We start from the raw sequence: 23,009 nt of genomic DNA, 5'->3' as shown, positions 1-23,009 counted from the left end.
TCCTCCTTATATTTTTTTTATCCTAAAATACCCCCGTAATGGTGGAGGATAACCCTCAATTGTTGTATCTGTATTAGCATGCAAGAAGTCTTCTAAACTCAAAGTATCAATCCATTTGCTTTTACGCTGCTCATTGGTATCTGTCTTTTTGAGTGCTAAAAGCTCAAATTCTTTGAATCCTGCCCGATCACACCATCCCTGCAAAGTGCTTATGCTTGGGATAAAATAGACATTTGACATTTTGGCATAGGATTTTTTCGGACAAAGACAAATATCCTCATCAGATTCGATCACAAGACTGTCTATAAATGCTTCACCACCGGATTTTAATGCAAAATTGAGATTTTTAAGACTTACTATTGGATCGCTTCTGTGATAGAGTACACCCAGCAAAAACACGCAATCAAAATATTTTCCAAAACCCAAACAAAATTCCTTCAAATGCTCGATTCCTAGCGGATAAAAATTGATATTTGAGCGTGCAAAAAAATCAATAAAGCGGAACTGCGCCCTATAGAGAGCGCTAGGATCAAATCCATACAGGCTTTTTGGCGCAAATTGTAACATCTCAAAAAGATAATAACCATTGTTGCAGCCTACATCTAACACTTCTTTGTCTTGTAGATTTAGATATGGCGCAATGAGATGGAACTTTATAAAGCTCTGCCATTCGGAATCTATCTTTAAATCCGCGATTGTAAAAGGGCCTTTACGCCAAGGTTTGAGTGCGCTTGCAGCCTGGAAAATTGCATCCTGTTCATAAGTACTTAGGCTTTTTTGTGGCTGCAAGTTAATGCCTTGATGAGAAGATTCTAAAACAAAATGGGTTTTGAGAGAATCTAGTAGGTTAAGTGCTTGGAGGAACTTTGCGTTGAGTTTTGTATTTTTCCTTTCAAACTCTAAACAAAGCTTGTGGATATATTCTCTTGCTTGGGTTCTATTCATGATTTTTACAAATTATCAAACAAACTTGGCTGATTTTTTGCCCCATGATTTTGCAAAAGCGTATACAGCCTAGAATCATCGATACCAAAGATAAGCATGAAATTGAAGTTTGTCTCCATGACACAGTCCAAAATATCATTTGTTTGCTCATAGAAAAGTATTTCTAAATCTTTGATGCTATCTAATGTCTCAAGCTTATGGGATTTTGGCAGCATACAAACAAGCTTGCCCCACTTAGCGTATTCCAAAAAATAGCGTACAAAACTTGCAAACAATACACAATCTTGTTGTGTAATAAGCACTTGCTGACTTTGGCCATATTCACAAATATGCGAAAATTCATCGATAAATATGGGTCTGAGCAGCTGGATTCTGTGAAATCGCGTAAAATCAAACAAGACATGTTCTTGCTCACATATACATACTAGCGAGCTCAAATCATTGATAAAAAAATAAGGCAAATGCAAGAAGTATGCTCTGCTATTGTAAGAAAGTCTCATATCAAAAAGCGTATAGGTAATCAGGCTAAAGGGCATATCTAAAGGTTTGAGTGCTTGAAGTGAGTGGAAGCTGAGGGTTAAAATCTCATCTGAGTTTGTAAAAATCACGCGGATTTCTTGGTTAAAAGATTCCAAAAGAGTGTTTTTGCAATCCCCAACAAAAATACTTGCATCAGTGATAATTTCTTTGGCGATAAGCAATTGGGCAAGATTTAATGCAATCACACTGGTGCTAAAAAAGAGAATCTTATAGCGGATAAGTCTTGCTATAGCATCTTCAATATCTCTGACTTCTATGTAAGCAATTTCTGATTCTTTTATCTCTACAGGAGATTTAGAGATCACGCCATAAGCACCTTTTGCCAAGGCAGATTCTATGTCTGCGTGATTTCTTGCGATAAAAAGCCAGCCATGTTTTAGCGAGTCTAGCTCAAGTGTTATTCCAGCGAATGCAGTAATGCTTGGGGTATTTAAAAGAGTGCCATTAGTAATGCTTACAACCTCTGCGACCCTCAAAACCCCTCCTATCATCACAAAGTCCTAGAATCTTAGCGATTTTAGAATCCAAAATCAATCAAAAAGTTTTTATGTTAATTTTAAAAACTTATAGATAAAATCTACCCACTAGTGAGTTAGGAAAACTACGGAAGCAAAGGAATGTAATGCCAATAGATGAGAAACGGCAAAAGGCCATTGAATTAGCATTAAAGCAAATTGATAAGAGTTTCGGGAAGGGTGCTTTGGTGCGACTTGGTGATAAGCAGGTAGAAAAAATCGATGCAATCTCTACAGGTTCTCTTGGACTTGATATGGCGTTAGGTATTGGCGGCGTACCTAAGGGCAGAATTATTGAGATCTATGGACCAGAATCTAGCGGTAAGACCACACTTTCTTTGCAGATTGTGGCTGAATGCCAGAGAAACGGCGGTATTGCCGCGTTTATTGATGCTGAGCATGCGCTTGATGTATATTATGCAAAAAGATTGGGTGTGGATACTGAGAATCTGCTTGTGTCCCAACCAGATAATGGTGAGCAAGCACTTGAGATTCTAGAAACGCTTACAAGAAGTGGAGCTGTGGATTTGGTGGTGATAGATTCTGTGGCAGCTCTTACGCCAAAGGCCGAGATTGAAGGTGATATGGGTGATCAGCATGTAGGCTTACAAGCACGACTTATGAGTCATGCATTGCGTAAGATTACAGGGGTTTTGCATAGAATGAATACAACTTTGATTTTTATCAACCAGATTCGTATGAAAATAGGCACTATGGGTTATGGAAGTCCAGAGACTACCACAGGTGGAAATGCCTTAAAATTCTATGCAAGTGTGCGTATTGACATTCGTCGTATCGCTACATTGAAGCAAAATGACCAAAACATTGGCAATCGCGCTAAAGCGAAAGTTGTAAAAAACAAAGTCGCTCCGCCTTTTAGAGAAGCAGAATTTGATATCATGTTTGGAGAAGGCATAAGCAAAGAAGGTGAGGTTATTGATTATGGAATCAAGCTGGATATTATCGATAAAAGTGGTGCATGGCTTAGTTATGGGGATATGAAACTAGGGCAGGGTCGAGAAAACGCAAAGCTATTCCTGCGCGAAAACGAAAAGATTGCTCAAGAGATTACTGATAAAATCAAAGAACAAATTGGAATCAAAGATGAGATCTTGCCATTACCCGATGAGCCTGATGCGTTAGATTGATTCTATCGCCCAACTACAGAATCTGGATTTTTATACAAGAATCTAGATTCTGTAGTTTTAGAATTTGATTCCAAAGGAGCAAGATTATGCTACATATTTCAAAGATTTTCGCGCAAGAAGTTCTAGATTCACGGGGAAACCCAACCACCAAGGCAAATGTTATTTTAAGCGATGGCACGAGGGCAAGTGCTATAGTCCCAAGTGGTGCTAGCACAGGCAAGAAGGAAGCCTTAGAATTGCGTGACAATGATAAAAATCGCTTTTTAGGTAAGGGCGTGCTGAAGGCATGTGAAAATATTGATTTGCATATTAGCGAAGCATTAGTTGGCGCTAGTCCTTTTGATCAAGGATTGATTGATCTAACACTCAGAGATTTAGATGGTACAGAGAATTACTCAAAGCTTGGCGCAAATGCAACTTTAGCCGTGTCCATGGCGATTGCTAGGGCTGCTGCACTTAGTCAGAATATCCCGCTTTATCGGTATTTGGGTGGAGCGAATGCTGTTGTGCTTCCTGTGCCTATGCTTAATATCATTAATGGTGGAAGCCATGCGGATAACACTGTAGATTTTCAAGAATATATGATTATGCCACTTGGGTTTGATAGCTTTGCTGCTGCATTACGCGCTAGTACGGAGGTATATCATCATCTAAAAAAGATTCTAAGCGAACAAGGCCATATTACTAGTATTGGTGATGAGGGAGGGTTTGCGCCAAATCTCAAAAACAATACCGAGCCTATAGAAGTGATTTTGCAAGCTATTGAGAAGGCAGGTTATAAGCCAGGTAGTGATATAGCACTTGCACTTGATGTGGCAAGTAGCGAGCTGGTGGATGAAAAAGGAATGTATAACCTTGCAGGTGAAGGGCGCAAACTCTCATCTACCGAGCTTGTGGATTATTATGTTCAAATGCTTGAGAAATATCCTATTGTTTCTATTGAGGATGGTTTAAGCGAGGATGACTGGGAAGGCTGGAAGTATCTCACACAGAAATTAGGCGCTCAGATTCAGCTTGTAGGCGATGATTTATTTGCAACAAACAAGAAGTTTCTCTGTCAAGGTATTGAGCAAAATGCAGCAAATGCTGTGCTTATAAAACCCAATCAGATTGGCACAGTTACACAGACTATGCAAACAGTGCGCTTAGCACAGCGCAATGCTTATAAATGTATCATGAGTCATCGAAGTGGCGAGAGCGAGGATAGCTTTATTGCAGATTTTGCTCTAGCACTTAATACTGGCGAGATAAAAACAGGATCAACCGCAAGAAGCGAGCGCATAGCCAAATACAACCGTCTCCTTGAGATTGAGACTGAAATCTCAAATAGTGAGTATCTTGGTACACAGCTTTTCAAAAAATAGATTCTTAAGTTCCTATGTAAGGAGTCTCACCAATGGATAAGAGACTTTTTGACACGCCTTCGAGGTTTAGACGTTTTTTTGAAGTCAATCGTCGTTTTTTGATTAGCTTTGTGATAGTTATAGTGCTTTTTGTATATGGCATCTCGCTATGTTTTGGAGAAATCTCTTTACAAAGCCTTTTGGATCTTAAAAAACAACAAGAGAGACTTATCAAAGAGGTGGATTTAACACAGAAGCAAAATGCCAAGATTCAGAAAGATATTTTTGAGCTCAAGGGTTTAGAACCTCAGCAAATCACAAAGGACACAGATTGAAAGCTCTCAAAAAATGGTGTATGCTTCTTCTAGTGGTGAATACACTCCTTGCAAGAAGCAATCCTTTTGAGCCTATTTTGTTCCCAAAAGAAAACATACACCAACACCAAGAGCTCACGAGCACGATATTGCAAAATATCAATATTGAATTGCCAAGCACTGCTCGTGTGCTTAAAAAAATTAGAATCACTTACCAAAATATAGATGGTAGTCTCAATACCAAAGAAATAGAATTAGATCAAAGTATCGATTGGCATTACCCTCTTGTGCTAGCACAGGATGCTATACAAAAGCAATATACACAAGAAAACCGTTTTAGCATGGGTGGATTTGAGTTTAACTTCAAAGATAATATGGTTTTTGTAGCAACCAAACTCAGCAATATAAGACATTTTATTTTGCCTTCACCTTATCGTATAGTGCTTGATTTCGAAGGTATTAGTAAGGCTTTGAATGAAAGTCTTAAGATAAACAAAAAGTATTTCAAAAATATCACCTTAAGTGTGCATGAAAATTTTTATAGAGTAAGCATAGAGCTTGATGGAAAATATGACTATCTCTTGCAATCCCAAAATGATGGGTATTTGATAAAACTCAAATAATGCCAAATATCGTTCTTATAGGCTTTATGGGTAGTGGCAAAAGCACAATTGCACGTTTAATAGCCAAAGAAAGCCAAAGATACTTTCTGGATACAGATTCTTTGATAGAGAGTGCTTATGGAAAAAGCATAAGAGAAATTTTTACTGCATTTGGTGAAGCAAGATTTCGTAGCCAAGAAAAAGAGCTCATCTCTTGGCTTGCAGAAAATGTGAAAAATGCCGTGATTGCTACTGGTGGGGGAATGCCAATCCATAATGATGTCAGCAGACTAGGGAAGGTGTTTTATCTCAAAATAGATTTTGGCGAGATTTCTAAGCGCATAAGTTTGGATCCCCACCAAAATACCCGACCACTTTTTGGGAATCCTGATAAGGTAAAAGAGTTGTATGACTTGAGACTAAAGCATTATGAAAATGCCGCAAATCATGTCATAGAGTGCGATACAAAAAATGCAGAACAGATAACAAAAGAGATTTTAAGTAAAACAAGCCAGTAGATAAGCCTTTATACTTTGTTTTGATTCTCTTATGCAAAATCTAGAAGTGATAGAGACCAGTAGGCTCTGATTATCTTGACTTGCCAGCGATGATGAAGCGCAATGCATTGAGTTTAATAAAGCCTTGTGCATCTTTTTGGTTGTACACATCATCTTCCTCAAATGTGCTATAAGCAGCATTAAAGAGAGAGTACCTCGAGCTTCTGCCTAGCACGCTAACATTCCCCTTGTAAAGCTCAAGTCTTACTTCACCTTCAACTCTTTCTTGTGTTTTGTCAATAAGTGCCTGTAATGCCTCTCTCTCGGGGCTAAACCAATATCCATTATAGATAAGACTCGCATATCTTGGCATAATCTCGTCTTTGAGATGGGCAGCCTCTCTGTCAAGGCATAGAGATTCTATAGCACGATGTGCTTTAATATAGATGCTACCACCTGGAGTTTCATAACAGCCTCGCGACTTCATACCTACATAACGATTTTCTACCAAGTCAAGCCTTCCTATTCCATTGCGCCCACCTAGCTCATTGAGTTTGCTCCAGAAATCTGCGGGACTGAGATTCTCCCCATTTATAGCTATACCATCACCTTTTTCAAATCTTATGGTGATAATCTCACTTTGGTCAGGTGCGGCCTTTGGGCTCACACTCCAACGCCACATATCCTCTTCTGGTGCGACATTTGGATCTTCGAGTATCTGCCCTTCATAGCTGATATGCAAGAGGTTTGCATCCATAGAATAAGGCGATTTATTGGGTTTTTTGTCTATTTCTATACCTGCAGATTGTGCGTAAGAAAGCAATTTTTCTCGACTATTGAGATTCCATTCTCGCCAAGGAGCGATGACTTTAATATTTGGATTGAGCGCGTATGCACCGATTTCAAAGCGCACTTGATCATTTCCTTTGCCTGTAGCCCCGTGTGCGATGGCATCGGCATTGACCTTTTGTGCAATCTCTACAAGCCTTTTTGCAATCAATGGACGCGCAATGCTTGTGCCAAGCAAATATTCTCCCTCATAAATTGTATTTGCGCGAAACATTGGAAAAACGAAATCTCTAATAAATTCCTCGCGTAAGTCCTCGACAAAGATATTCTCGTTTTTTATGCCAAGTTTTTGCGCTTTGATTCTTGCGGGCTGTACTTCCTCACCCTGTCCAATATCAGCTGTAAATGTAACAACCTCGCAGTTATATGTATCTTGCAACCATTTTAAAATCACGCTTGTATCAAGCCCTCCAGAGTAAGCAAGTACGACCTTTTTGAATGCCATTATCCTCTCCTCAGAATGAAAGTATCGGGTGGAATTATAAGCTAAAGTTTATGAGGGAATCTCTTGCAGGGCAGAGGGATCTTGCTTCTTTTGCAGATATCCTTCATTAACTAGCATTTCTACTATTTCTTTAAAAATAGGTGCGGCTGTCCGCGATCCATAATAATCATTTTGGATATGAGATTCAAAGACGACAACGCCTATCGTATAAGTTTTTTGGGAATCTTTAGCAAAGCCAAAAAATGAACCGTTGTATTTGTCAATATAAGAACCGCCCTTTGCGATCTTAGCAGTCCCTGTTTTCCCACCTATCACTAGACCTTCTACATTAGCTGGCCTTCCTGTACCATGTTGTACCACTTGTATAAGAAGATCTTGCATTTTCTCTGCATTCTGCGGTGAGAGAATCTGTAGTGGCTCTGGCGTTGGTAATGCATAGCGTTCACCGCCTGGAGCACTAATATATTGGGTTATACGAGGTGTTAGCAAGAATCCACCATTACTGAAACTTGCATAAGAGCGCATAAGCTGCACAAAGGTCGTTTGCAAACCATACCCATAGCTTAGTGCTGCTTTGGTACTCTCCTCAATATTGAGTTTTTGTACGCTAGGGATGGAACTCTTTCTTTCGTAAGAAAGATCGATTCCCGTAGTATCTGAAAACCCAAAAGCCCTCAATGCTGTATGTAAACCCTGAGAACTTAGGGTTGTAGTGAGCTTGACCATACCAATATTGCTAGAATTTATCAATATCTCCTCTGGTGTAGCGCTTTTAGCAGGCATACTATCGCGAATAGTAAAGTTTTTCATTCTTAGTACACCATTTTGTAGGTCAATGTTTTCGCGAGGATTTATCATATTTTTTTCAAGCAAAATCGAATAAATAATGGGTTTTATGGTGCTTCCAGGTTCATAGACCCGCTCAACTGCACTAAGATTTAGCACTGAGTAATCCTCTAGATTCCTTAATACATTGGGATTAAATCGATTAGAACTTCCAAGCGCCAAAAAGCGTCCATTGTTTGAATCCATAATGCCAGCAATGATTTCTTGCGTGCTATAGCGCGCCTTTGCTTTATCAAGAATTTCCTCTAGCTTGTGCTGCACGCGTAATGGAATACTCAATACCACATCAAAGCCATCTTGGCGAGGTTGTTTCATGGCACTCTTGTTCATAATCACATTAAAGCCCACATCACGCCATCCACTCAAGATCCCATCTTGTTTGGAGACAAGCATATCGTTATAGTATTTCTCGACACCCTTAAGACCATGCACACGGGTGATTCCATCAATTTCATTTTTTTTGACATAGCCTAAAAGCGGTTCTAAAACATTGGCATACGGATAGTTTCTGTTATTGCCGCTTATTTGTATATTAAGACCTTGCTTGGGAATTACCACACCCTTAGTATTTTCATATTCTTGGAAAACATCATAACGTAGAAGCACAAGATTAAGCTTGCGTAAATTCGTGGCTACACTCGAATTGAGATTATATGAAAGCACGACATTCCCTTGTGCTTGGAACTTCTTGGCAATTTCACTTACAGGAATCCCACTATATATGGAAAAAAGATTGATAAAAAGCTCTTTTTTTTCAGGATTGATACTTCTGGTATTCACACTTGCTTTATACAGCTTAAAGCTTGTAGCAAGCTCAAAATTATCAAGACTAAAAATAGAGCCCCTTATAGCATTATCTGTCTTTGTAATTTCAAGTGTAGGGAGTTTGCGCGGGGTAATGATCTTTATATAAATAATCCCCAAAAACACAGTAAAACACAGTGCAAGAAAGAAAAAAACGCTTAGAATAAGAGCTACTTTTCTCTCTTGCAATTCAGCCTACTTCAGAAAAATATCGGGGATGGAATACAGAATCTGTCTTGGCTAAGGAACACTATATTTGTGTTCTCATAATTTCTTTGTATGCATTGATTGCTTTGTTTCTTACCTCTAGCATTACTTTCATACTATTTTCTGCTTTATTGATAGCGATAGCTGCTTCATGTAAATCTTTGATTTGTCCCGTCGCCATATCTGCAAGTGCCTTCTCTGAAGTTTGCTGCAGAGCATTAACACTATCAATATTCTGTTTTAATGTTTGAGTAAAGTCAAATCCATTTTGTTTGAGTTTTGCTGGGTTGTGGTTAGTCTTGATACTATTTGTATCAGCATGAACGATATCACTTTTTATCACGCCAAATTGGTTTGCCATCTTATTCTCCTAATTTTTAATCTTACGCTTGAAACATACTAATCGCATTTGCTGCCATGTTCTTTGCACTCTGGAATGCGCTTACATTAGCTTGGTATGCCCTCGTAGCTTCGATAAGATCGGCCATCTCTACTACCGCGTTAACATTCGGATAGGCTACATAACCTTGAGAGTTCGCATCCGGATGGCTAGGGTCATATTTCATTAACGGTTCTCTATCATCGCGTACGATTTTGTGGATATACACGCCCATTATAGCAGGTTTTGGCTCTATGCCAAACTCTCCTTCATCCAATGGATCCTCATAAGGCAACTGGTTATTTTGCGCTGCCAAACGTTCATTAAGCATTTTATTAAAGTCAAATGCACGAAATACCACTTCCCTGCGTCTATAAGGACCTCCTTCATCAGTGCGCGTAGTATTAGCATTAGCAATATTAGATGAGATAATATTCGTGCGCACGCGTTGGGCTGATAATCCATACCCACTAATGTCAAAACTCGAAAGAAATGCCATTCTCGCCTCCTTTAGTTGAGGTTTCTGCCAGAATCTATTGCATAGCTAAAGATTCCTTTATGTCGCTTCAGCGCAGCTGTAAGTGCCTGATACATCACGCTATTTTTACCCATCTCACTGCTCTCTATATCCAAATCCACACTATTACCATCATTGCGCGCCAAATGCCCATCTCGAATAAACACCGTAGCCTTATCAAGCAAGCTTCTTTTCGCATCAAGATGCCAGCTCTCATCCTGCAACAAAGGCAATTCTCTGTTTTTATCTTTCTTAAAAATCTTGTTTGCACTCTTTGCAAGATATTGTTCAAAATCAATATCTTTGGGACGATAAAAGGGCGTATCAACATTGGCGATATTTGACGCAATCAAATCCTGTCTTAATGACCGAAAAGAAAGCGCTTGATATACAAGTGGATAGACTTTTGAAACATCTTGGAGATGATTCATTGCATACTCCTTCAAATTAAAAAGTTCTAAAACAAAAAAGCAAAAAATGTTCTCTTATTGTTTGATATTCAGCAAAGTATTGAGAATCTGATCTGATGTGGTAACCGCCTTTGAATTAGCTTGGAAACCTCTCTGCACCACGATAAGTTGTGTCAAGCTGCGACTGAGATCAACATTACTCATCTCAAGCTTTGAGCCACTCACGCTTCCTCTTCTGCCGGTATTTGCCGCACCAATCATTGGTTCTCCAGAGTTGCCACTCCGAGAAAACACATTCCCACCTTCAGCCTGCAATCCAGCATTGTTAGAAAAGTTTGCAAGAGCTATTTGTGCGAGAGCTATTGATTTTCCGTTGCTAAAAGCACCCAAAAGAGCGCCATTAGAATCAAATCGTATATCCATTAAATCACCAGCCTGATACCCATTTTGTGTAATCGCATAAGTCTCTGAGACTTTATCCACACTCGTAAGACCGCCAAATGTCTGATTCCCTCCAAACTTCAGCTCAATTCTCTGTGGATCACTTCCATTTTTTGGATCAATTTGGATAAGAGGTGGATTCATACCTGCCAAAGACCCATCGCTATTAAAGGTAGCTCTACCACCTTCAAATACGTTCGGACGGGTAGCAGACCCACCGACAAACTGCGCAGGTTCTGGCATGATTGCTCTAAAGCTCCATTCCGCATCACCTGTTTTCCAAAACTCAAATCGCAAGTTATGCTTACTTCCTAGGCTATCTACGACATCTACACTCGTGGTATGTGTTGCTTTATTGATCTTGCCTGAAGAAACCGAATACCCCCCTTCAACCAAAGAAGCGGTATTAAGTCCTTTCATCGTATCTTTAAAAAGTACATTGCTTGTGATATTTCCTGAAGTATGCGCACTGACAAAAATATTAAGATTACGTGTTTCATCGTCCTCATCGTCCTTGTTTTGCATCTCAAACATTCCGTATTTATTGACGACTACAGATATACTCGCTGTGCTTTCTTGGTATTGGTTTTCTGGATTCTTTATCATGTTTGCATCATATTGTATAAGTGCGCGTAAGTCCTCAGTTGTCCTAAATTGCCCCGTTGTAGAATCCGCATCATTTGCTTTTGTATAGCGGTATCGGAAAGCTGTTATATCCTCTTCGCCTTCTACAAAATTCACAAATACGCCAGTGCCTGCAGCCGTAATCTTTATATTTTTAAGTTTTTCACCACCATCAAGTTGATTTTTATTTTCCAATCTCAAGACTCCAGTATCCACATAGGCTTCCACACCTGTCTTATCGCGATAAGAGTTGATAGCATTTTGTGCAGCTACAAGCGAGCTTATCCCAGTGAGTGCAGAATTATTGCTAAAACTTATATTCTCACCATTAAGCCCTATCGTGCTCACCTCTGCACTAGGCTCTATTTCATTTCTAAGTACTGCAGTTTTATAGCTTATCCAAATACCTTGATTTTCATTGAGGTTGAAAGCATCTCCATCAGCATTAAAAAGCACGCCAAAGTCCTCTCCTACTTGTTCCAAACGCCCTTTAGAATCATAAGTTGGTGCCACACCATCAGAGGGTGTCAGAGAAGTAGAATCCAGCGCAGCAATATCAGCCACACTCTCTGTATGGCGTCCAGCATTAAGATTTGCACGCAGAGTTACATTTGTAGTAGGACGTGCAGGCATCACCATACCCGGATCGATATGTATATTACGCACCGGTCCTGTATTATCCACTCTAAAAAAGTCAAAATCACTCATCTGCCTCATACTATCTTGATCAAGTGTATTGCGTACCCAACCTTGCACTACATAGCCACCTGAGGTTACAAGATTCCCATTTGCATCAAACAAAAATTCACCATTTCTTGTGTAATTATGCGTAGTTCCTCTATCAGGGCTTATGATAAAAAATCCATCACCTTCAATAGCCACATCAGTTTTCACATCAGTATTTTGGATATTGCCTTGAGAAAAAACCTTAGTCGTAGCATCTACGCCAACCCCTAAGCCTACGGAAAAGTCATTCTGCCCTCCTAGACCATTTTTGTAAGGAGAAGTGGCTATAAGTTTCACTTGAGAAAGCATATCTACAAAAGAAGCACGCGAATATTTAAAGCCTACAGTATTGACATTAGCAATATTATTGCTTTCTACATCCAAAGCAATTTGGTGAGCTTGCATGCCACTAACGCCAGACCACAGAGACTTAAGCATAGTCCATCCTTTTTCATAAGTAAATTTGTATTGCATAAATAAGCAAGTTATATTCCCAAGTAATCTTATAAATCCGATTTTCATTTATTTTTTTGAGAATAACTGCTTTTTTTTTTTTTTTAAAGAGAGAATGCTATGAAGAGAGAGAAAATGAAAACAGTCTAAATGTAGTGAAAGGAAGAAAGACTTTGAAACAATCAAGAAACTCTTTCGTGGTGGCTCTACAATAGGCAGCTTTGAAAATAATGGAACAATAAGCTCAAGCAATAATGCAGATACAGTCTATCTCTTTACAGATGAAAGAACAAAAAATGGGAATAGTAAAGGTGGACAAACTGTTGTGAGAAATTTCACTAACAAAGGGACTAGAATCAAAAATACAGCTTGATAGTCCTGCGATAAAGAAGATATGAGCCTATAAACCACAGAGTCGGGATGCAAGTGATGCCTAAAAATGGGAAATTCTCTGAGGAAATATGCACCATCACGAAATACAGTGCGACAGAGCCTATTACATAAAAATATGACATATTGGATTGGAATCTTGGGTTTGCCACACCAAAAACGAGTATAAGAAAAATCGAGGCTAATGGGAAAAATGATACAAGTATTGCTTGAGAGAACTTGCGTTCTTGGGATTTTGAATTGTGATTGAGCGCATCTTTCCAATAATCTATCAAGTCATATCCACTAAGCTGGGGCTCGCCGATAATCTGGCGGACATTCATTTGCTTGTAACTTATCTTTCTTATTTCATTTTCCTCTGTGAAATATGCATCTCCTCCGCTGAGCAAAAGTTCAAAAAGCCCATCAGAATTCCTCGTCACACCCTCCTGCGCTACGATGAAAGACTGGGAATCTAATACGCTGTCTTGGGAGTAAAGTATGAGATTTTTATAGTGTCTGTCTTTGGCTTCATCGACATATATAAGCCAGTCTCCGAGCTTCTGGCCTAGCTCCCCAGCTTTGAGATTGACATCAATATCTGCCCGCTTTTGGGCGACAAAGTTTTTTGACGCACTCGTTGATAGCGGCACCATGATGAGAGAAAAGACCAGCAAAATCGCTGTCGCGAGCAATATGATAGGCAAAAATGCTTTCAAAATATCACTAGGCTTTACTCCAAGTGCAAAGAAAACCATAAGTTCGTAATCATATGAAAGCTTAGCAACACCCAAAACCAATGAAGCAAAAAAGGTGATAGGAATGATAAAAAACACACTTCCTGGCAAGGAATAGCAAAAGAGCGCGAACAGATCCAAAAAATCCATCTTCACTATATAAGTTCTTGCAGCGATATTAATCAGTAATACAACAGATGCAATAAAAAGTAAGACTATAAAAAATGGAAAGAACAGCTGTGAAAATGAAAGGAACAAATAACGCTTAAACATAGAATTCTCTGAAAATAGATTCTATAAGTATAAAGCCCAATGTGCCTAAGAAAAGATAGCTCACAAAGGCTATCTTGGTATCCCTTAAACTTTGGTTGTTTTTTAAAGCATGGAACACAACACATGCTAGACTGATGCAACTCCCAAGAAATACAATCTTAAGACAACCAAATATCCCAAAAACAGCTCCTATACCACCTAAAACGACAATATCTGCTTCGCCTAACATGGGCTTTTGGCTTAGAGACTCCATACATAGCTTGAGTAAGAAAAATAGCCCTACTGTGCTTAGGGAATCTTCCAAGGGCTGCGTGCCTAGGAAATAAGTAATAGCAATACACAAGAAAAAAAACACTGCTAAGAGTTTATTGGGTAAGGCGAAGTATTTGTAATCAAGCAATGCCATAGCAAAGAATAGAATCAAGAAGATTACAAGCAGGGCAAAGCTAAGCAAAGATTCTAAACTTAAATCCCAATACTGAGCATACCAAGCGATGATAAAGGCGAATGTAGATGCAAGAGAGAGAGAGTATTTCGCACGGGATCGTACAAAATAGTTCTTGTCATAAATCTTGACAACAAATACACTCGCAAAAATACACACCATCCCACAAAGAAACAAAAAAATGAGCAGATGGAAGCTTAGATGGGGCATTGGCAGGTAGATTCCTTAAACATAAATAAAGCGCGATTTTACCACATTGGTTTCCTAAAATTGGCCGCCAAATAACCTAGTGGGCTTTTAAACGAAAAAAACTGCTGCCACTACCACTAAAAAACCATTCATCCCCTAAATCATCCGCTATATCTTTTAATTCTGTATAGAGGCTGCAAGCACTCAAAAACAAATCATTTAGGATGCTTTTGCCACCATTTATTGCATGAGCTTGCAAAATTTGCTTGCTAGGGGTGGATTCTAAGGCATTACTCTCTTTGAGTGAGGCATATTTGCATTGATGTTTTGCGATAGAGTAGGCATATCGCGCATATACTTGTGGCGTGGAGCAGAAAATGTGAGGAGTATGGATTTCAAAGTCTAGTGGATCTTCTGCATAGGTTTGGACATACTCGCCTATACCATAGACATTCGCGCTCTTATCTTGGCTTAAGAAAAACATCACATCAGCTCCACACGCCTTGGCTATCTGTACAAGATCGCTTTGACTGAGTGAGAATCCTAGAAGTCTCTGTACTCCTAAAATGAAGCTAGCGGCATTACTACTGCCTCCTCCAAGCCCACTTCCTGCTGGAATATTCTTTTGCACACTTACTTTTATGTGGTCTAAAAACTTCTCTTCTCCTCTGTCTTGAGACTTGAGAATCTCTGCAAGCGCAAGTTTTGCTTTAAAAATCGTATTTTCTTGCATAAGACAGCCAAACTCGCCTTGTAAGCTAAAATGCTCGCTAGATTCTATACACAGCACATCATGTATTTCCCCATGCGCTAGCATAAATCGCGAGCTTAAGAGATGGTAGCCATCATCTCGCTTTTGGATGATTTTTAGAAAAATATTTACTTTGGGGTAGGATATGAGCTCTATTGGCTGCATTTACTGTCTAGTTTTTTGACTTTGGGGAGTTGTGTGAGCTGAAAGTTTTGTAATGAAGCTTGTTTATTTTGTAAGGCTATTGCATTTTTGAGTTCAGAGCGCAGGATAAGCATTTCTTGCGGGGCTTTGAAGCCGATTCTTACATTTCCTTTGTCGATGGAGATAATCTTTATTTCAATCTCATCGCCTATCACCACGCCTTCATCTTGTTTTCTGGAGAGTATCAGCATATGGAATCCTATTGCAGATATAGGCAAAACCGCCGTTTTCTTTGATTTCAATTATAGAAAAAAAATCCCTAAAAAACCATTGGTAGATTCCGCTTTTTGCATTTAGTAAAGTAGGTTTTTTGCCATGTAGCGCCATATCTTGAGTACACAATGGAGGCATCTTAGCAAAAGGCAGGGCATAATCTGGTGGGATGATGAAAAACCTCGCTTGTGTGTGGGTATAAGAAAATCTGTGTGCCTTAAACTCAAATATCTGGTGGCTCAGCTCACCCTCCTTTTTGCTAGTAAGTCGTAGAGTATCTGAATCTAGCGAAAATACTCCCTCGCTTATGCGCTCTAATGCACTCAAAGCACCACTTACTCCAAGCTTAGAGCTTATAAGCTCCCCTATTGATCGCACATATCCGCCTTCATCTAAGCAGACTTCAAAGCTTAAAAATGGGTGGTTATAAGCTAGCAACTTCAGCCCAAAAACTCGCATATTTTGGCGCTCTAGTTGGAATGATACTCCTGATCGAGCAAGTTTGTAAGCGCGGGTGCCATTGATATGCTTAGCGCTAAATTGTGGTGGTATGTAGCTTATTTCTCCTTGCAGAGAATCTAAGACTTGCAAAATGTTGTCTAAGCATAGAGGTTTTATCAGCTCTACTTTTTGTATCCCCTCTATATCGAGTGTGGTGGATTGTGCGCCTAGAAAAAGCGTAGCACGATAGCACTTTGGGGATTTGGTGAGAAATGGCAAAAGCTTGGTGTAAGCACCAAAGCCAATGATAAGCAGCCCGCTTGCGAAAGGATCAAGCGTGCCGCTATATCCGGCTTTTTTCTCGCCAATATGTTTTTTCAAGAGAGTTAAAAAGGCATTGGAACTGATAAATTTTGGTTTGTAAGCAACGAGTAAAAAGTTTTTCACCTGTATCCTTATAGGCAAATGCTTGTGGGATTATCGCATTTTCACTTGGGATATACAATGCTTGTTGGTACGGAAAGAAGCTTAAGAATACAAGAAGTTTAAAGAAAGCTGTAGGCGCTAGTGCCTACAGTAAGTAATGCAATTATTTTAAAGCCGTGATTGCTGCATCATAGTTTGGCTCATTGGTAATCTCTTTGCACACTTCTTCATAGACTACTTTGCCTTCTGCATTGACTACAATCACTGCGCGAGTAAGGACACCTTTTAGTGCGGTATCCTCTATCAAAAGCCCGTATTTTTTACCAAGTTCTTTGTCTCTGAAATCGCTTGCTACGACGAGATTCTCAATCCCTTCTGTTGAGCAGAATCTGCCTTGTGCAAATGGTAAATCCACTGAAACAACATATACTTTTGTATTGCTGAGGCTTGCTGCTTTTTCATTGAATTTTCTTGCTTGGATAGCGCATACACCTGTATCAAGACTTGGTACTACATTGATGACCTGAAATTTACCCTGTGCTCCACCAATTTTCACATCGCTTAGATCTTTGCCTACCAATGTTACCTCTGGTGCATTATCGCCAACCTTTAGTGTATTACCAAAGAGTTTTACGGCTCCACCTTGAAATGTTACTGACATCTTCATCCTTTGTATTAAGTTTAAGATTATGATTGTGTTACAATCACCCACGGATTCTACATAAAAATAATATTCGAAGGAAATCTTATTGGGTAAATCGTATTTGCTTGATACCTCTGTGCTGCTTGATGATGTACAAAATATCATTTATCTCTACCAAAACGGACAAAACCAACTCTTTCTTAGTGATACGATTATTGATGAGCTCGATAAGAAAAAAGATCTGCTTAATGAAATGGGCTACTTTGTGCGGGAATTTTTTCGTAATGTCCATACAGAATCTCACAGAGAATACAACATAGACTACACTGAGCCTTTAGAAAATGATTTTATAAGCAATGTGTTTTTTGAAAAAGAGGGGCTTAGTGTACCGATAACGCTTATTTATCGCGCAGATTACAAAGTGCAGCAGCAAGAAAAAAATCACAATGATTCTAAGATAATCGAAATAGCAAAAGATTACAATCTTATCTTGCTTACAAATGATATATCACTAAGAATCCGCGCACTAGCGCAAGATATAAAATCCCAATCACTCTTTAGGGATCGTGTAGAAAACCCTGAAAAAATCACTTTCTGGGAGCATTTTGAGCTGCATAAAGACGACAGCCCAAACTCATTAGAGAAACTTGAAAAATTTCAAGCCTTAAGTGACTGGGGGTTGCTAGAAATTGATGAAATCAACAATACCGATAATGCTGTCTATCGTACAGGAAAGAAGTTTTTTGGTTTCAAAGTCGAGGGCAAATGTGAACTTTGCGAGATTGATTTTCTTATCGAGGAACACAAGCCTTATATTCCACCTATCAATTTAGAACAAAAGATGCTCTATGCGCTGCTTTTACATCCAAAAAACTTCCTCACAATTGCAACGGGTGCTACGGGTAGTGGTAAAACTCTTATCGCACTACAAGCAGGTATCAGTCTCTTTAAAAGTGGTGTAGTCGATGGGATAATCTACCTGCGCAACACCGTAAGTGCTAGCGATAGGGAAGCCGAGCTAGGCTTTCGCAAAGGTGATGAGAATCAAAAGCTATACTATTTTATGTATCCACTCTTTAGCGCGATAAATTTCACGATTGACAGATTACAACAGAGCTCACTTGCCAAAAGAATCGAGTATCGCGGAGAAGCAAAGAGCATCGAAAAAATGGAAGCAACAGAATACTTTTTACAAAAACACAAAATCGAGATTATAGATATTGCGCATGCGCGCGGTATCACGCTCTCAAATAAGTTCATTATCTTTGATGAAGTCCAAAATGCTTCAAATGCTACGATAAAACTTATAGGCACGCGTGTAGGACAAGGTAGTAGGATTGTGTTTTTAGGAGATTACACACAGATAGACCATCCGTATTTGAGCAAATTTCGCAATGGTGCACTCAGTCTCTTAAAAAAGGCAGTCAATAATAACCATATCGCTGGTATCAAGCTTCAGCAAACAATACGAAGTGATGTGGCGAAGTGGTTTGGCGAGAATTTCGAGTAGGGCATTTAGAAAATATAAAATCTCCAGACAAATTCTTTCCTGCAATACAAGAGGCAGACACTTAAGATAAATCTCAATGAAAACTTGCCATATTTTAGCCTGTAAAATGTCCGCAGATGCTGCAAGTGGTAATGTGTGAGCAGCCGAAAAGCCCATTGATAGAAGCTTCTTAGCTCATCGTTATTCTTTGTCTCTTTGAGAATCTGCTGCAAAACACCAAGCACTCGCGCTTCATCGCGTAAATTTCTCTCTAATGATTTGTATGTTTTTGTATTGGTTGCTGAATTTAGATTGAGACAATAAAAATATCCACTGCTAGATTCCGTGCTTATATAGACATTCTTTAGAGACGGGAGCATAGCAAAATACACAAGCGCATCTTCAGCAAAAGTCAAACCCCAGTCTTCAAAACCAACCAAGCTTTCAAATGCCTTAAAGTACACCTGAGATTCTATAAGCTTGCTGCAAAGATGCCATGGGCAAAAATCCACAGACTGCGCCAAAGCAAGATATTCTCTTTGGTTTAAAAGGATTGATTTTTCTTGGTGTCGCAGAGAAAACTTTCCTTCCATATTTTGTGAAAAAACTGCGAAACTTACCATATCTACTTCATTCTTACTGACAATATTTGCAAGATTTTCGCACAAATCATGTGAGATAAAATCATCGCTGTCTAAGAAAAGTAAGTAGTGCTTGGTATCGCTTTGATTTAGGTTTATGGCTGCTTTCGCACCTGCAAAGCGAGCATATAAGAGCCCCATATTGCGAGGGTTTTGAACAATTTTTATACGTTTGTCTTTTTGTGCAAATTCTTTTGCAATCTCAATAGCCCCATCACTCCCACAATCATCAACAACGATAATACCAATATCAGTAAAACTCTGATTGACACAAGATTCTAAAGCACGCGTAATATAGGGAAGCGTATTAAACACAGGAATGATGATAGAAATCTTAAAATCTGCTACTTTTGGCATATTGTTCCTTGAGTGTGAATTTCTTGGGGTTATGGCTTTAAATCACGAACTTCACATATACTAGAAGGTCTTTCTTGGAGTGGATTCTGAGCTTTTAAGAGAGAAAATAGTCGTTTTGGCCTGCGTATCATACTTAATAAAAGCCGCAGTCTGCAGTATATCTCGTGATTCTTGCGTGAAAGCTCTGAGAGCATGAATGAGAATTCTTTGTCATAGTTTTCCAGTCCTATGCGCATTGCAAACTCATATACGTGATATTTTTGTAACAGTTCCCCAACAACACCGGTTTTATAGAAATATCTTTTATTGAAACAATTCTGTCTCCACATCTCCAAATACAAATGCAAAAGTGGACGCGAAGAATCAAGAGAAGTATTGCCAATAATAAATCTTTCCGCTTCAAATGCAGGTATTTGCGAGCTTTCTTGCCATGCGAGTGTAAAGTGTTGCAGACCAAAGGAGCGCACCATACGATCCAAAAAGTCCGGCCCTATACATCCCCAAGGTACATGTTTGCGAGCATTTATCACCCGTTTTGTCTCTTGTATCAAGCGCTCACCAAAACTGCTAGCTCTTGGTAGCTTAAGCACACAAGTCGTTATACGCGCAAAATTAGAATATTTATCAGTTTCGCTCACAAACAAAAAAGGGAGATTGGAAAAATCAAAGTTTGGATGCAGACTCACCATATCCAAATCCACCCAGACAGGAGTGATAGTATTTGGCATTAAGTCTGTAAATCCCCCCCCCCCCCATTTATAGCTGGTACGCCAAAATGGCACAAGTGGTAGCGAAAATAATCACTAAATGCAGCTACCCCAGCGCCACGATCATCACTAAAATACTCACTAAAAGGGACAATCACATTAGCATCTCGCACTTCAAAGTTTTCTAACTCACTTACGAGATTTTGATAGATAGGAGAATCTGCTTCATAGGTATAAAGGACGAATTTGTATCCATTATCACAAAAACTCTTAATACTCAAAAGCTCAATAACGCTTATTCCCTTGCTTCCTTTTGGTGTGTGCCAAAAACTGCTTATTTCAACCATAATATTCCTTAGTTACAACCCAAACTGGACAAAAGCCTCTCTGGCTTTTTGTAAATCATCCATCGTATCAATACCAACGCTTTTAGTCTCTACCACTTTAATAGCAATTGTTTTGTTGTGATAAAGCGCGCGAAGCTGCTCAAGCTTTTCGATATGTTCTAGTGGAGATTTCTTAAGACTGCAAAATTCATCCAAATTCGCTTTTCTAAAGCCATACAACCCCAAATGTCCAAGATAAGGATTCTCTCTTATAAGCTGGGAATCTAACCCATCGCGGCTGTATGGAATCCCAAGTCTTGAGAAATAAATCGCCTCATTATTGATATTTAATAGTACTTTCACGAGATTGACATCGCTAATCTCATTAGGGGCAATGACCTTGGCAAGTGTATTTATAAATGCGCTTGATACAGCGCTGAGATCCCGCAAAGATTCCAAAACCTCTGTTTCTATAAAGGGTTCGTCAGCTTGCAAATTTATCACAATCTCCTCATCATTTAACCCCAGCTTATTAGCAGCCTGCGCACATCTATCTGTGCCGCTAGTATGTGTCTTGTCAGTCATTACACAAGCTATTTTGTATCGCTTGCAGATATCCATAATCTCAGAATCATCACAAGCCACTACAACCTCGTCAATTTTACTTGCTTGAAGTGCAGTGCGCACGACCATAGGTAAACCACCAATATCACACAATACCTTACGTGCTAGTCTTGAAGATTCTAAGCGTGCTGGAATAATTACCATAGCCCCAAACTACTCTTGTATTCTTACAGAATCGCTTTGTGCCGCAGCAATCAAAGGATTTATCACAAGATCCAAATTGCCTGAGAGCATAATCTCATCTAGGCTATACAGTGTGAGATTGATTCGATGATCGCTCAATCGATTTTGGGGGTAGTTGTATGTGCGGATTCTCTCACTTCTATCGCCACTTCCTACTTGGCTTTTTCTTGTTTGTGCATTTTGGATTTCTTGTTCTTTGAGTTTTGTCTCATAAATCCTTGCTTGCAGAATCTTCATTGCTTTGTCTTTGTTTTTGTGCTGTGATTTTTCATCTTGCATAGACACACTTATACCTGTAGGGATATGCGTGATACGCACAGCGGAATCTGTCGTATTCACACATTGCCCACCATGTCCTCCAGCACGAAATACCTCGATTTTTAAATCGTTAGGATTGATATTCACTTCAAGCTCATCGACCTCTGGCATAATAGCCACAGTTATAGCTGAAGTATGGATACGACCCTGTGACTCAGTCTCTGGCACTCTTTGCACTCTATGCGTGCCACCTTCGTATTTCAATCGCGAATAAGCACCCTTGCCCTTAAGAAGTGCTATCACTTCTTTGTAGCCACCGACATTATTTTCACTAGAGCTGATAATCTCCACTTTCCACTTTTGCAAATCTGCATACCGACAATACGCCTTAAACAAATCACCCACAAAAATCCCCGCTTCATCCCCACCTGTACCAGCACGAAGTTCAAGATAGATATTTTTATCGTCATTTGGATCTTTGGGGATAAGCAGAATCTTTATATCCTCTTCAAGTGAAGATTTTTTTATTTCTAAAACTTTCAGCTCCTCTTTGGCGAGCTCGCCTAGTTCCTTATCATCAAGTAAGGCCTTGTTTTGTGTGATTTGCTCTAAAACATGCAGATAAGACTTCGCGGCACTTACAAGCTCTTGTATATCGCTCTGTTCTTTGCTGAGATGTTTTAATCTCTGTATATCTTGGAGTACTTCAGGAGTTTGTAAAAGCTCCGTGATTTCGTCATATCGCGCTATGATAGGAGTCAGTTTGCTTTGGAGCATGTGGGGTTTGGCAAGAATCTATTAGGTGTTAAAAATTGTGTTTTTTAAGCACTTAATGCAAGTTTTTTCACACTTGCATTAAGACGTGAAACTTTTCGCGAAGCAGTATTTTTCTTTAAAATACCTTTACTCACGAGCTTGTGTATTTCTTTATTTACTATCTTGAAGCATTCTTGAGCTTTTGTAATATCTTTGGAGTCTATAGCCTCTTTAAGGTCACGAACGATGTTTTTGAATCTTGTTTTGTAGTAGCGATTACGTTGTGTGCGAACTTTTGTCTGTCGGATTCTTTTCTGTGCGGATTTATGGTTTGCCATAGGACTTAATCCTTTTATAAAAAAATTTCGGGCA

General features: G+C 39.3%; 26 protein-coding genes. 6 read left to right on the top strand and 20 right to left on the bottom strand.

Annotated elements, in window-relative coordinates; translation table 11 throughout:
- Window positions 1–6: 6 nt before the first annotated feature.
- A complete protein-coding gene (gene cmoB, locus CCY97_RS02745; RefSeq protein ID WP_112063967.1) occupies window positions 7–945 on the bottom strand; it encodes a tRNA 5-methoxyuridine(34)/uridine 5-oxyacetic acid(34) synthase CmoB in 939 nt (312 codons plus the stop codon).
- A 5-nt stretch (window positions 946–950) separates the two neighbouring features.
- Complete coding sequence (locus CCY97_RS02740; protein ID WP_146744492.1) at window positions 951–1,961, bottom strand: hypothetical protein; 1,011 nt, start codon at window positions 1,959–1,961, stop codon at window positions 951–953.
- A gap of 146 nt (window positions 1,962–2,107) precedes the next feature.
- Here CCY97_RS02740 and recA point away from each other — a divergent pair, with 146 nt between their 5' ends.
- From recA to CCY97_RS02715, 5 genes are all read left to right on the top strand, one after another.
- On the top strand, window positions 2,108–3,148 hold the full coding sequence (gene recA, locus CCY97_RS02735) for a recombinase RecA (protein WP_112063965.1): 1,041 nt from the start codon (window positions 2,108–2,110) through the stop codon (window positions 3,146–3,148).
- A gap of 86 nt (window positions 3,149–3,234) precedes the next feature.
- Window positions 3,235–4,512: a phosphopyruvate hydratase gene (gene eno, locus CCY97_RS02730; RefSeq protein WP_112063964.1), complete on the top strand. Its 1,278-nt coding sequence runs from the start codon at window positions 3,235–3,237 to the stop codon at window positions 4,510–4,512.
- Between the two features lie 32 nt (window positions 4,513–4,544).
- The gene (locus CCY97_RS02725; protein WP_112063963.1) at window positions 4,545–4,826 is read left to right on the top strand and encodes a septum formation initiator; all 282 of its coding nucleotides are present in this window, start codon (window positions 4,545–4,547) and stop codon (window positions 4,824–4,826) included.
- Window positions 4,823–5,428, top strand: a complete 606-nt coding sequence (locus tag CCY97_RS02720; protein ID WP_112063962.1) for an AMIN domain-containing protein — start codon at window positions 4,823–4,825, stop codon at window positions 5,426–5,428. The genes CCY97_RS02725 and CCY97_RS02720 overlap by 4 nt, the downstream gene beginning before the upstream one ends.
- On the top strand, window positions 5,428–5,925 hold the full coding sequence (locus tag CCY97_RS02715; RefSeq protein ID WP_112063961.1) for a shikimate kinase: 498 nt from the start codon (window positions 5,428–5,430) through the stop codon (window positions 5,923–5,925). The genes CCY97_RS02720 and CCY97_RS02715 overlap by 1 nt, the downstream gene beginning before the upstream one ends.
- Window positions 5,926–5,995: 70 nt before the next feature.
- On the opposite strand, the gene CCY97_RS02710 is transcribed toward CCY97_RS02715, so the two are convergent.
- The 12 genes from CCY97_RS02710 to tpx form a co-directional block, all read right to left on the bottom strand.
- A complete protein-coding gene (locus tag CCY97_RS02710) occupies window positions 5,996–7,198 on the bottom strand; it encodes an argininosuccinate synthase (protein WP_112063960.1) in 1,203 nt (400 codons plus the stop codon).
- A 48-nt stretch (window positions 7,199–7,246) separates the two neighbouring features.
- The gene (locus CCY97_RS02705) at window positions 7,247–9,037 is read right to left on the bottom strand and encodes a penicillin-binding protein 2 (RefSeq protein WP_112063959.1); all 1,791 of its coding nucleotides are present in this window, start codon (window positions 9,035–9,037) and stop codon (window positions 7,247–7,249) included.
- 61 nt (window positions 9,038–9,098) lie between these two features.
- Window positions 9,099–9,416, bottom strand: a complete 318-nt coding sequence (gene fliE / locus CCY97_RS02700) for a flagellar hook-basal body complex protein FliE (protein WP_112063958.1) — start codon at window positions 9,414–9,416, stop codon at window positions 9,099–9,101.
- A 22-nt stretch (window positions 9,417–9,438) separates the two neighbouring features.
- Window positions 9,439–9,933: a flagellar basal body rod protein FlgC gene (gene flgC, locus CCY97_RS02695; RefSeq protein WP_112063957.1), complete on the bottom strand. Its 495-nt coding sequence runs from the start codon at window positions 9,931–9,933 to the stop codon at window positions 9,439–9,441.
- An 11-nt stretch (window positions 9,934–9,944) separates the two neighbouring features.
- Complete coding sequence (gene flgB, locus CCY97_RS02690; protein ID WP_112063956.1) at window positions 9,945–10,382, bottom strand: flagellar basal body rod protein FlgB; 438 nt, start codon at window positions 10,380–10,382, stop codon at window positions 9,945–9,947.
- Between the two features lie 54 nt (window positions 10,383–10,436).
- Complete coding sequence (gene flgE, locus CCY97_RS02685) at window positions 10,437–12,590, bottom strand: flagellar hook protein FlgE (protein ID WP_112063955.1); 2,154 nt, start codon at window positions 12,588–12,590, stop codon at window positions 10,437–10,439.
- A 371-nt stretch (window positions 12,591–12,961) separates the two neighbouring features.
- Window positions 12,962–13,984, bottom strand: coding sequence for an LptF/LptG family permease (locus tag CCY97_RS02680; protein ID WP_112063954.1), 1,023 nt, complete (start codon window positions 13,982–13,984; stop codon window positions 12,962–12,964).
- Window positions 13,977–14,639, bottom strand: coding sequence for a prepilin peptidase (locus tag CCY97_RS02675; protein WP_112063953.1), 663 nt, complete (start codon window positions 14,637–14,639; stop codon window positions 13,977–13,979). The genes CCY97_RS02680 and CCY97_RS02675 overlap by 8 nt, the downstream gene beginning before the upstream one ends.
- A gap of 76 nt (window positions 14,640–14,715) precedes the next feature.
- Window positions 14,716–15,534: a 4-(cytidine 5'-diphospho)-2-C-methyl-D-erythritol kinase gene (locus CCY97_RS02670; protein ID WP_112063952.1), complete on the bottom strand. Its 819-nt coding sequence runs from the start codon at window positions 15,532–15,534 to the stop codon at window positions 14,716–14,718.
- Window positions 15,522–15,764, bottom strand: coding sequence for a carbon storage regulator (locus tag CCY97_RS02665; RefSeq protein WP_112063951.1), 243 nt, complete (start codon window positions 15,762–15,764; stop codon window positions 15,522–15,524). The genes CCY97_RS02670 and CCY97_RS02665 overlap by 13 nt, the downstream gene beginning before the upstream one ends.
- The gene (truB, locus tag CCY97_RS02660) at window positions 15,736–16,674 is read right to left on the bottom strand and encodes a tRNA pseudouridine(55) synthase TruB (RefSeq protein WP_112063950.1); all 939 of its coding nucleotides are present in this window, start codon (window positions 16,672–16,674) and stop codon (window positions 15,736–15,738) included. Before truB ends, CCY97_RS02665 begins: the two co-directional genes overlap by 29 nt.
- A gap of 142 nt (window positions 16,675–16,816) precedes the next feature.
- Window positions 16,817–17,314, bottom strand: a complete 498-nt coding sequence (tpx, locus tag CCY97_RS02655; RefSeq protein WP_112063949.1) for a thiol peroxidase — start codon at window positions 17,312–17,314, stop codon at window positions 16,817–16,819.
- 88 nt (window positions 17,315–17,402) lie between these two features.
- Between tpx and CCY97_RS02650 the strand changes: the two genes are divergently transcribed.
- On the top strand, window positions 17,403–18,806 hold the full coding sequence (locus CCY97_RS02650) for a PhoH family protein (RefSeq protein WP_112063948.1): 1,404 nt from the start codon (window positions 17,403–17,405) through the stop codon (window positions 18,804–18,806).
- Between the two features lie 5 nt (window positions 18,807–18,811).
- Here CCY97_RS02650 and CCY97_RS02645 read toward each other — a convergent pair whose 3' ends face one another.
- Genes CCY97_RS02645 through rpsT form a run of 6 tightly spaced genes read right to left on the bottom strand, consistent with a single transcriptional unit; the run spans window position 18,812 to window position 22,975 of the window.
- Window positions 18,812–19,783: a glycosyltransferase family 2 protein gene (locus tag CCY97_RS02645; RefSeq protein ID WP_112063947.1), complete on the bottom strand. Its 972-nt coding sequence runs from the start codon at window positions 19,781–19,783 to the stop codon at window positions 18,812–18,814.
- 29 nt (window positions 19,784–19,812) lie between these two features.
- Window positions 19,813–20,511 carry a hypothetical protein gene (locus CCY97_RS02640; RefSeq protein ID WP_112063946.1) on the bottom strand — a complete coding sequence of 233 codons (699 nt, stop codon included), beginning with the start codon at window positions 20,509–20,511 and terminating at the stop codon, window positions 19,813–19,815.
- Window positions 20,511–20,837: a hypothetical protein gene (locus CCY97_RS02635; protein WP_258456889.1), complete on the bottom strand. Its 327-nt coding sequence runs from the start codon at window positions 20,835–20,837 to the stop codon at window positions 20,511–20,513. The genes CCY97_RS02640 and CCY97_RS02635 overlap by 1 nt, the downstream gene beginning before the upstream one ends.
- Before the next feature lie 12 nt (window positions 20,838–20,849).
- Window positions 20,850–21,584 (bottom strand): 3-deoxy-manno-octulosonate cytidylyltransferase, encoded by a 735-nt coding sequence (kdsB, locus tag CCY97_RS02630; protein WP_112063944.1) that lies wholly within the window; start codon window positions 21,582–21,584, stop codon window positions 20,850–20,852.
- A 9-nt stretch (window positions 21,585–21,593) separates the two neighbouring features.
- Window positions 21,594–22,658 carry a peptide chain release factor 1 gene (prfA, locus tag CCY97_RS02625; protein WP_112063943.1) on the bottom strand — a complete coding sequence of 355 codons (1,065 nt, stop codon included), beginning with the start codon at window positions 22,656–22,658 and terminating at the stop codon, window positions 21,594–21,596.
- A 44-nt stretch (window positions 22,659–22,702) separates the two neighbouring features.
- Window positions 22,703–22,975 (bottom strand): 30S ribosomal protein S20, encoded by a 273-nt coding sequence (rpsT, locus tag CCY97_RS02620; protein WP_112063942.1) that lies wholly within the window; start codon window positions 22,973–22,975, stop codon window positions 22,703–22,705.
- Window positions 22,976–23,009 lie beyond the last annotated feature (34 nt).

Source organism: Helicobacter sp. 10-6591, assembly GCF_003288805.1.
In the GTDB taxonomy this organism is placed as follows: Bacteria; Campylobacterota; Campylobacteria; order Campylobacterales; family Helicobacteraceae; genus Helicobacter_F.
Note: the sequence above shows the minus strand (reverse complement) of the source record. Positions and strands in the feature narration are given on the sequence as shown.

Coding starts and splice junctions, on each gene's coding strand:
- rpsT (WP_112063942.1), bottom strand. CDS start 22,975: ATGGCAAACCATAAATCCGCACAGAAAAGAATCCGACAGACAAAAGTT.
- CCY97_RS02635 (WP_258456889.1), bottom strand. CDS start 20,837: ATGGTTGAAATAAGCAGTTTTTGGCACACACCAAAAGGAAGCAAGGGA.
- kdsB (WP_112063944.1), bottom strand. CDS start 21,584: ATGGTAATTATTCCAGCACGCTTAGAATCTTCAAGACTAGCACGTAAG.
- CCY97_RS02725 (WP_112063963.1), top strand. CDS start 4,545: ATGGATAAGAGACTTTTTGACACGCCTTCGAGGTTTAGACGTTTTTTT.
- CCY97_RS02710 (WP_112063960.1), bottom strand. CDS start 7,198: ATGGCATTCAAAAAGGTCGTACTTGCTTACTCTGGAGGGCTTGATACA.
- flgB (WP_112063956.1), bottom strand. CDS start 10,382: ATGAATCATCTCCAAGATGTTTCAAAAGTCTATCCACTTGTATATCAA.
- CCY97_RS02675 (WP_112063953.1), bottom strand. CDS start 14,639: ATGCCCCATCTAAGCTTCCATCTGCTCATTTTTTTGTTTCTTTGTGGG.
- CCY97_RS02665 (WP_112063951.1), bottom strand. CDS start 15,764: ATGCTGATACTCTCCAGAAAACAAGATGAAGGCGTGGTGATAGGCGAT.
- eno (WP_112063964.1), top strand. CDS start 3,235: ATGCTACATATTTCAAAGATTTTCGCGCAAGAAGTTCTAGATTCACGG.
- CCY97_RS02640 (WP_112063946.1), bottom strand. CDS start 20,511: ATGCCAAATACTATCACTCCTGTCTGGGTGGATTTGGATATGGTGAGT.
- CCY97_RS02715 (WP_112063961.1), top strand. CDS start 5,428: ATGCCAAATATCGTTCTTATAGGCTTTATGGGTAGTGGCAAAAGCACA.
- CCY97_RS02670 (WP_112063952.1), bottom strand. CDS start 15,534: ATGCAGCCAATAGAGCTCATATCCTACCCCAAAGTAAATATTTTTCTA.
- CCY97_RS02645 (WP_112063947.1), bottom strand. CDS start 19,783: ATGCCAAAAGTAGCAGATTTTAAGATTTCTATCATCATTCCTGTGTTT.
- recA (WP_112063965.1), top strand. CDS start 2,108: ATGCCAATAGATGAGAAACGGCAAAAGGCCATTGAATTAGCATTAAAG.
- CCY97_RS02680 (WP_112063954.1), bottom strand. CDS start 13,984: ATGTTTAAGCGTTATTTGTTCCTTTCATTTTCACAGCTGTTCTTTCCA.
- fliE (WP_112063958.1), bottom strand. CDS start 9,416: ATGGCAAACCAATTTGGCGTGATAAAAAGTGATATCGTTCATGCTGAT.
- flgC (WP_112063957.1), bottom strand. CDS start 9,933: ATGGCATTTCTTTCGAGTTTTGACATTAGTGGGTATGGATTATCAGCC.
- prfA (WP_112063943.1), bottom strand. CDS start 22,658: ATGCTCCAAAGCAAACTGACTCCTATCATAGCGCGATATGACGAAATC.
- tpx (WP_112063949.1), bottom strand. CDS start 17,314: ATGTCAGTAACATTTCAAGGTGGAGCCGTAAAACTCTTTGGTAATACA.
- flgE (WP_112063955.1), bottom strand. CDS start 12,590: ATGCTTAAGTCTCTGTGGTCTGGCGTTAGTGGCATGCAAGCTCACCAA.
- cmoB (WP_112063967.1), bottom strand. CDS start 945: ATGAATAGAACCCAAGCAAGAGAATATATCCACAAGCTTTGTTTAGAG.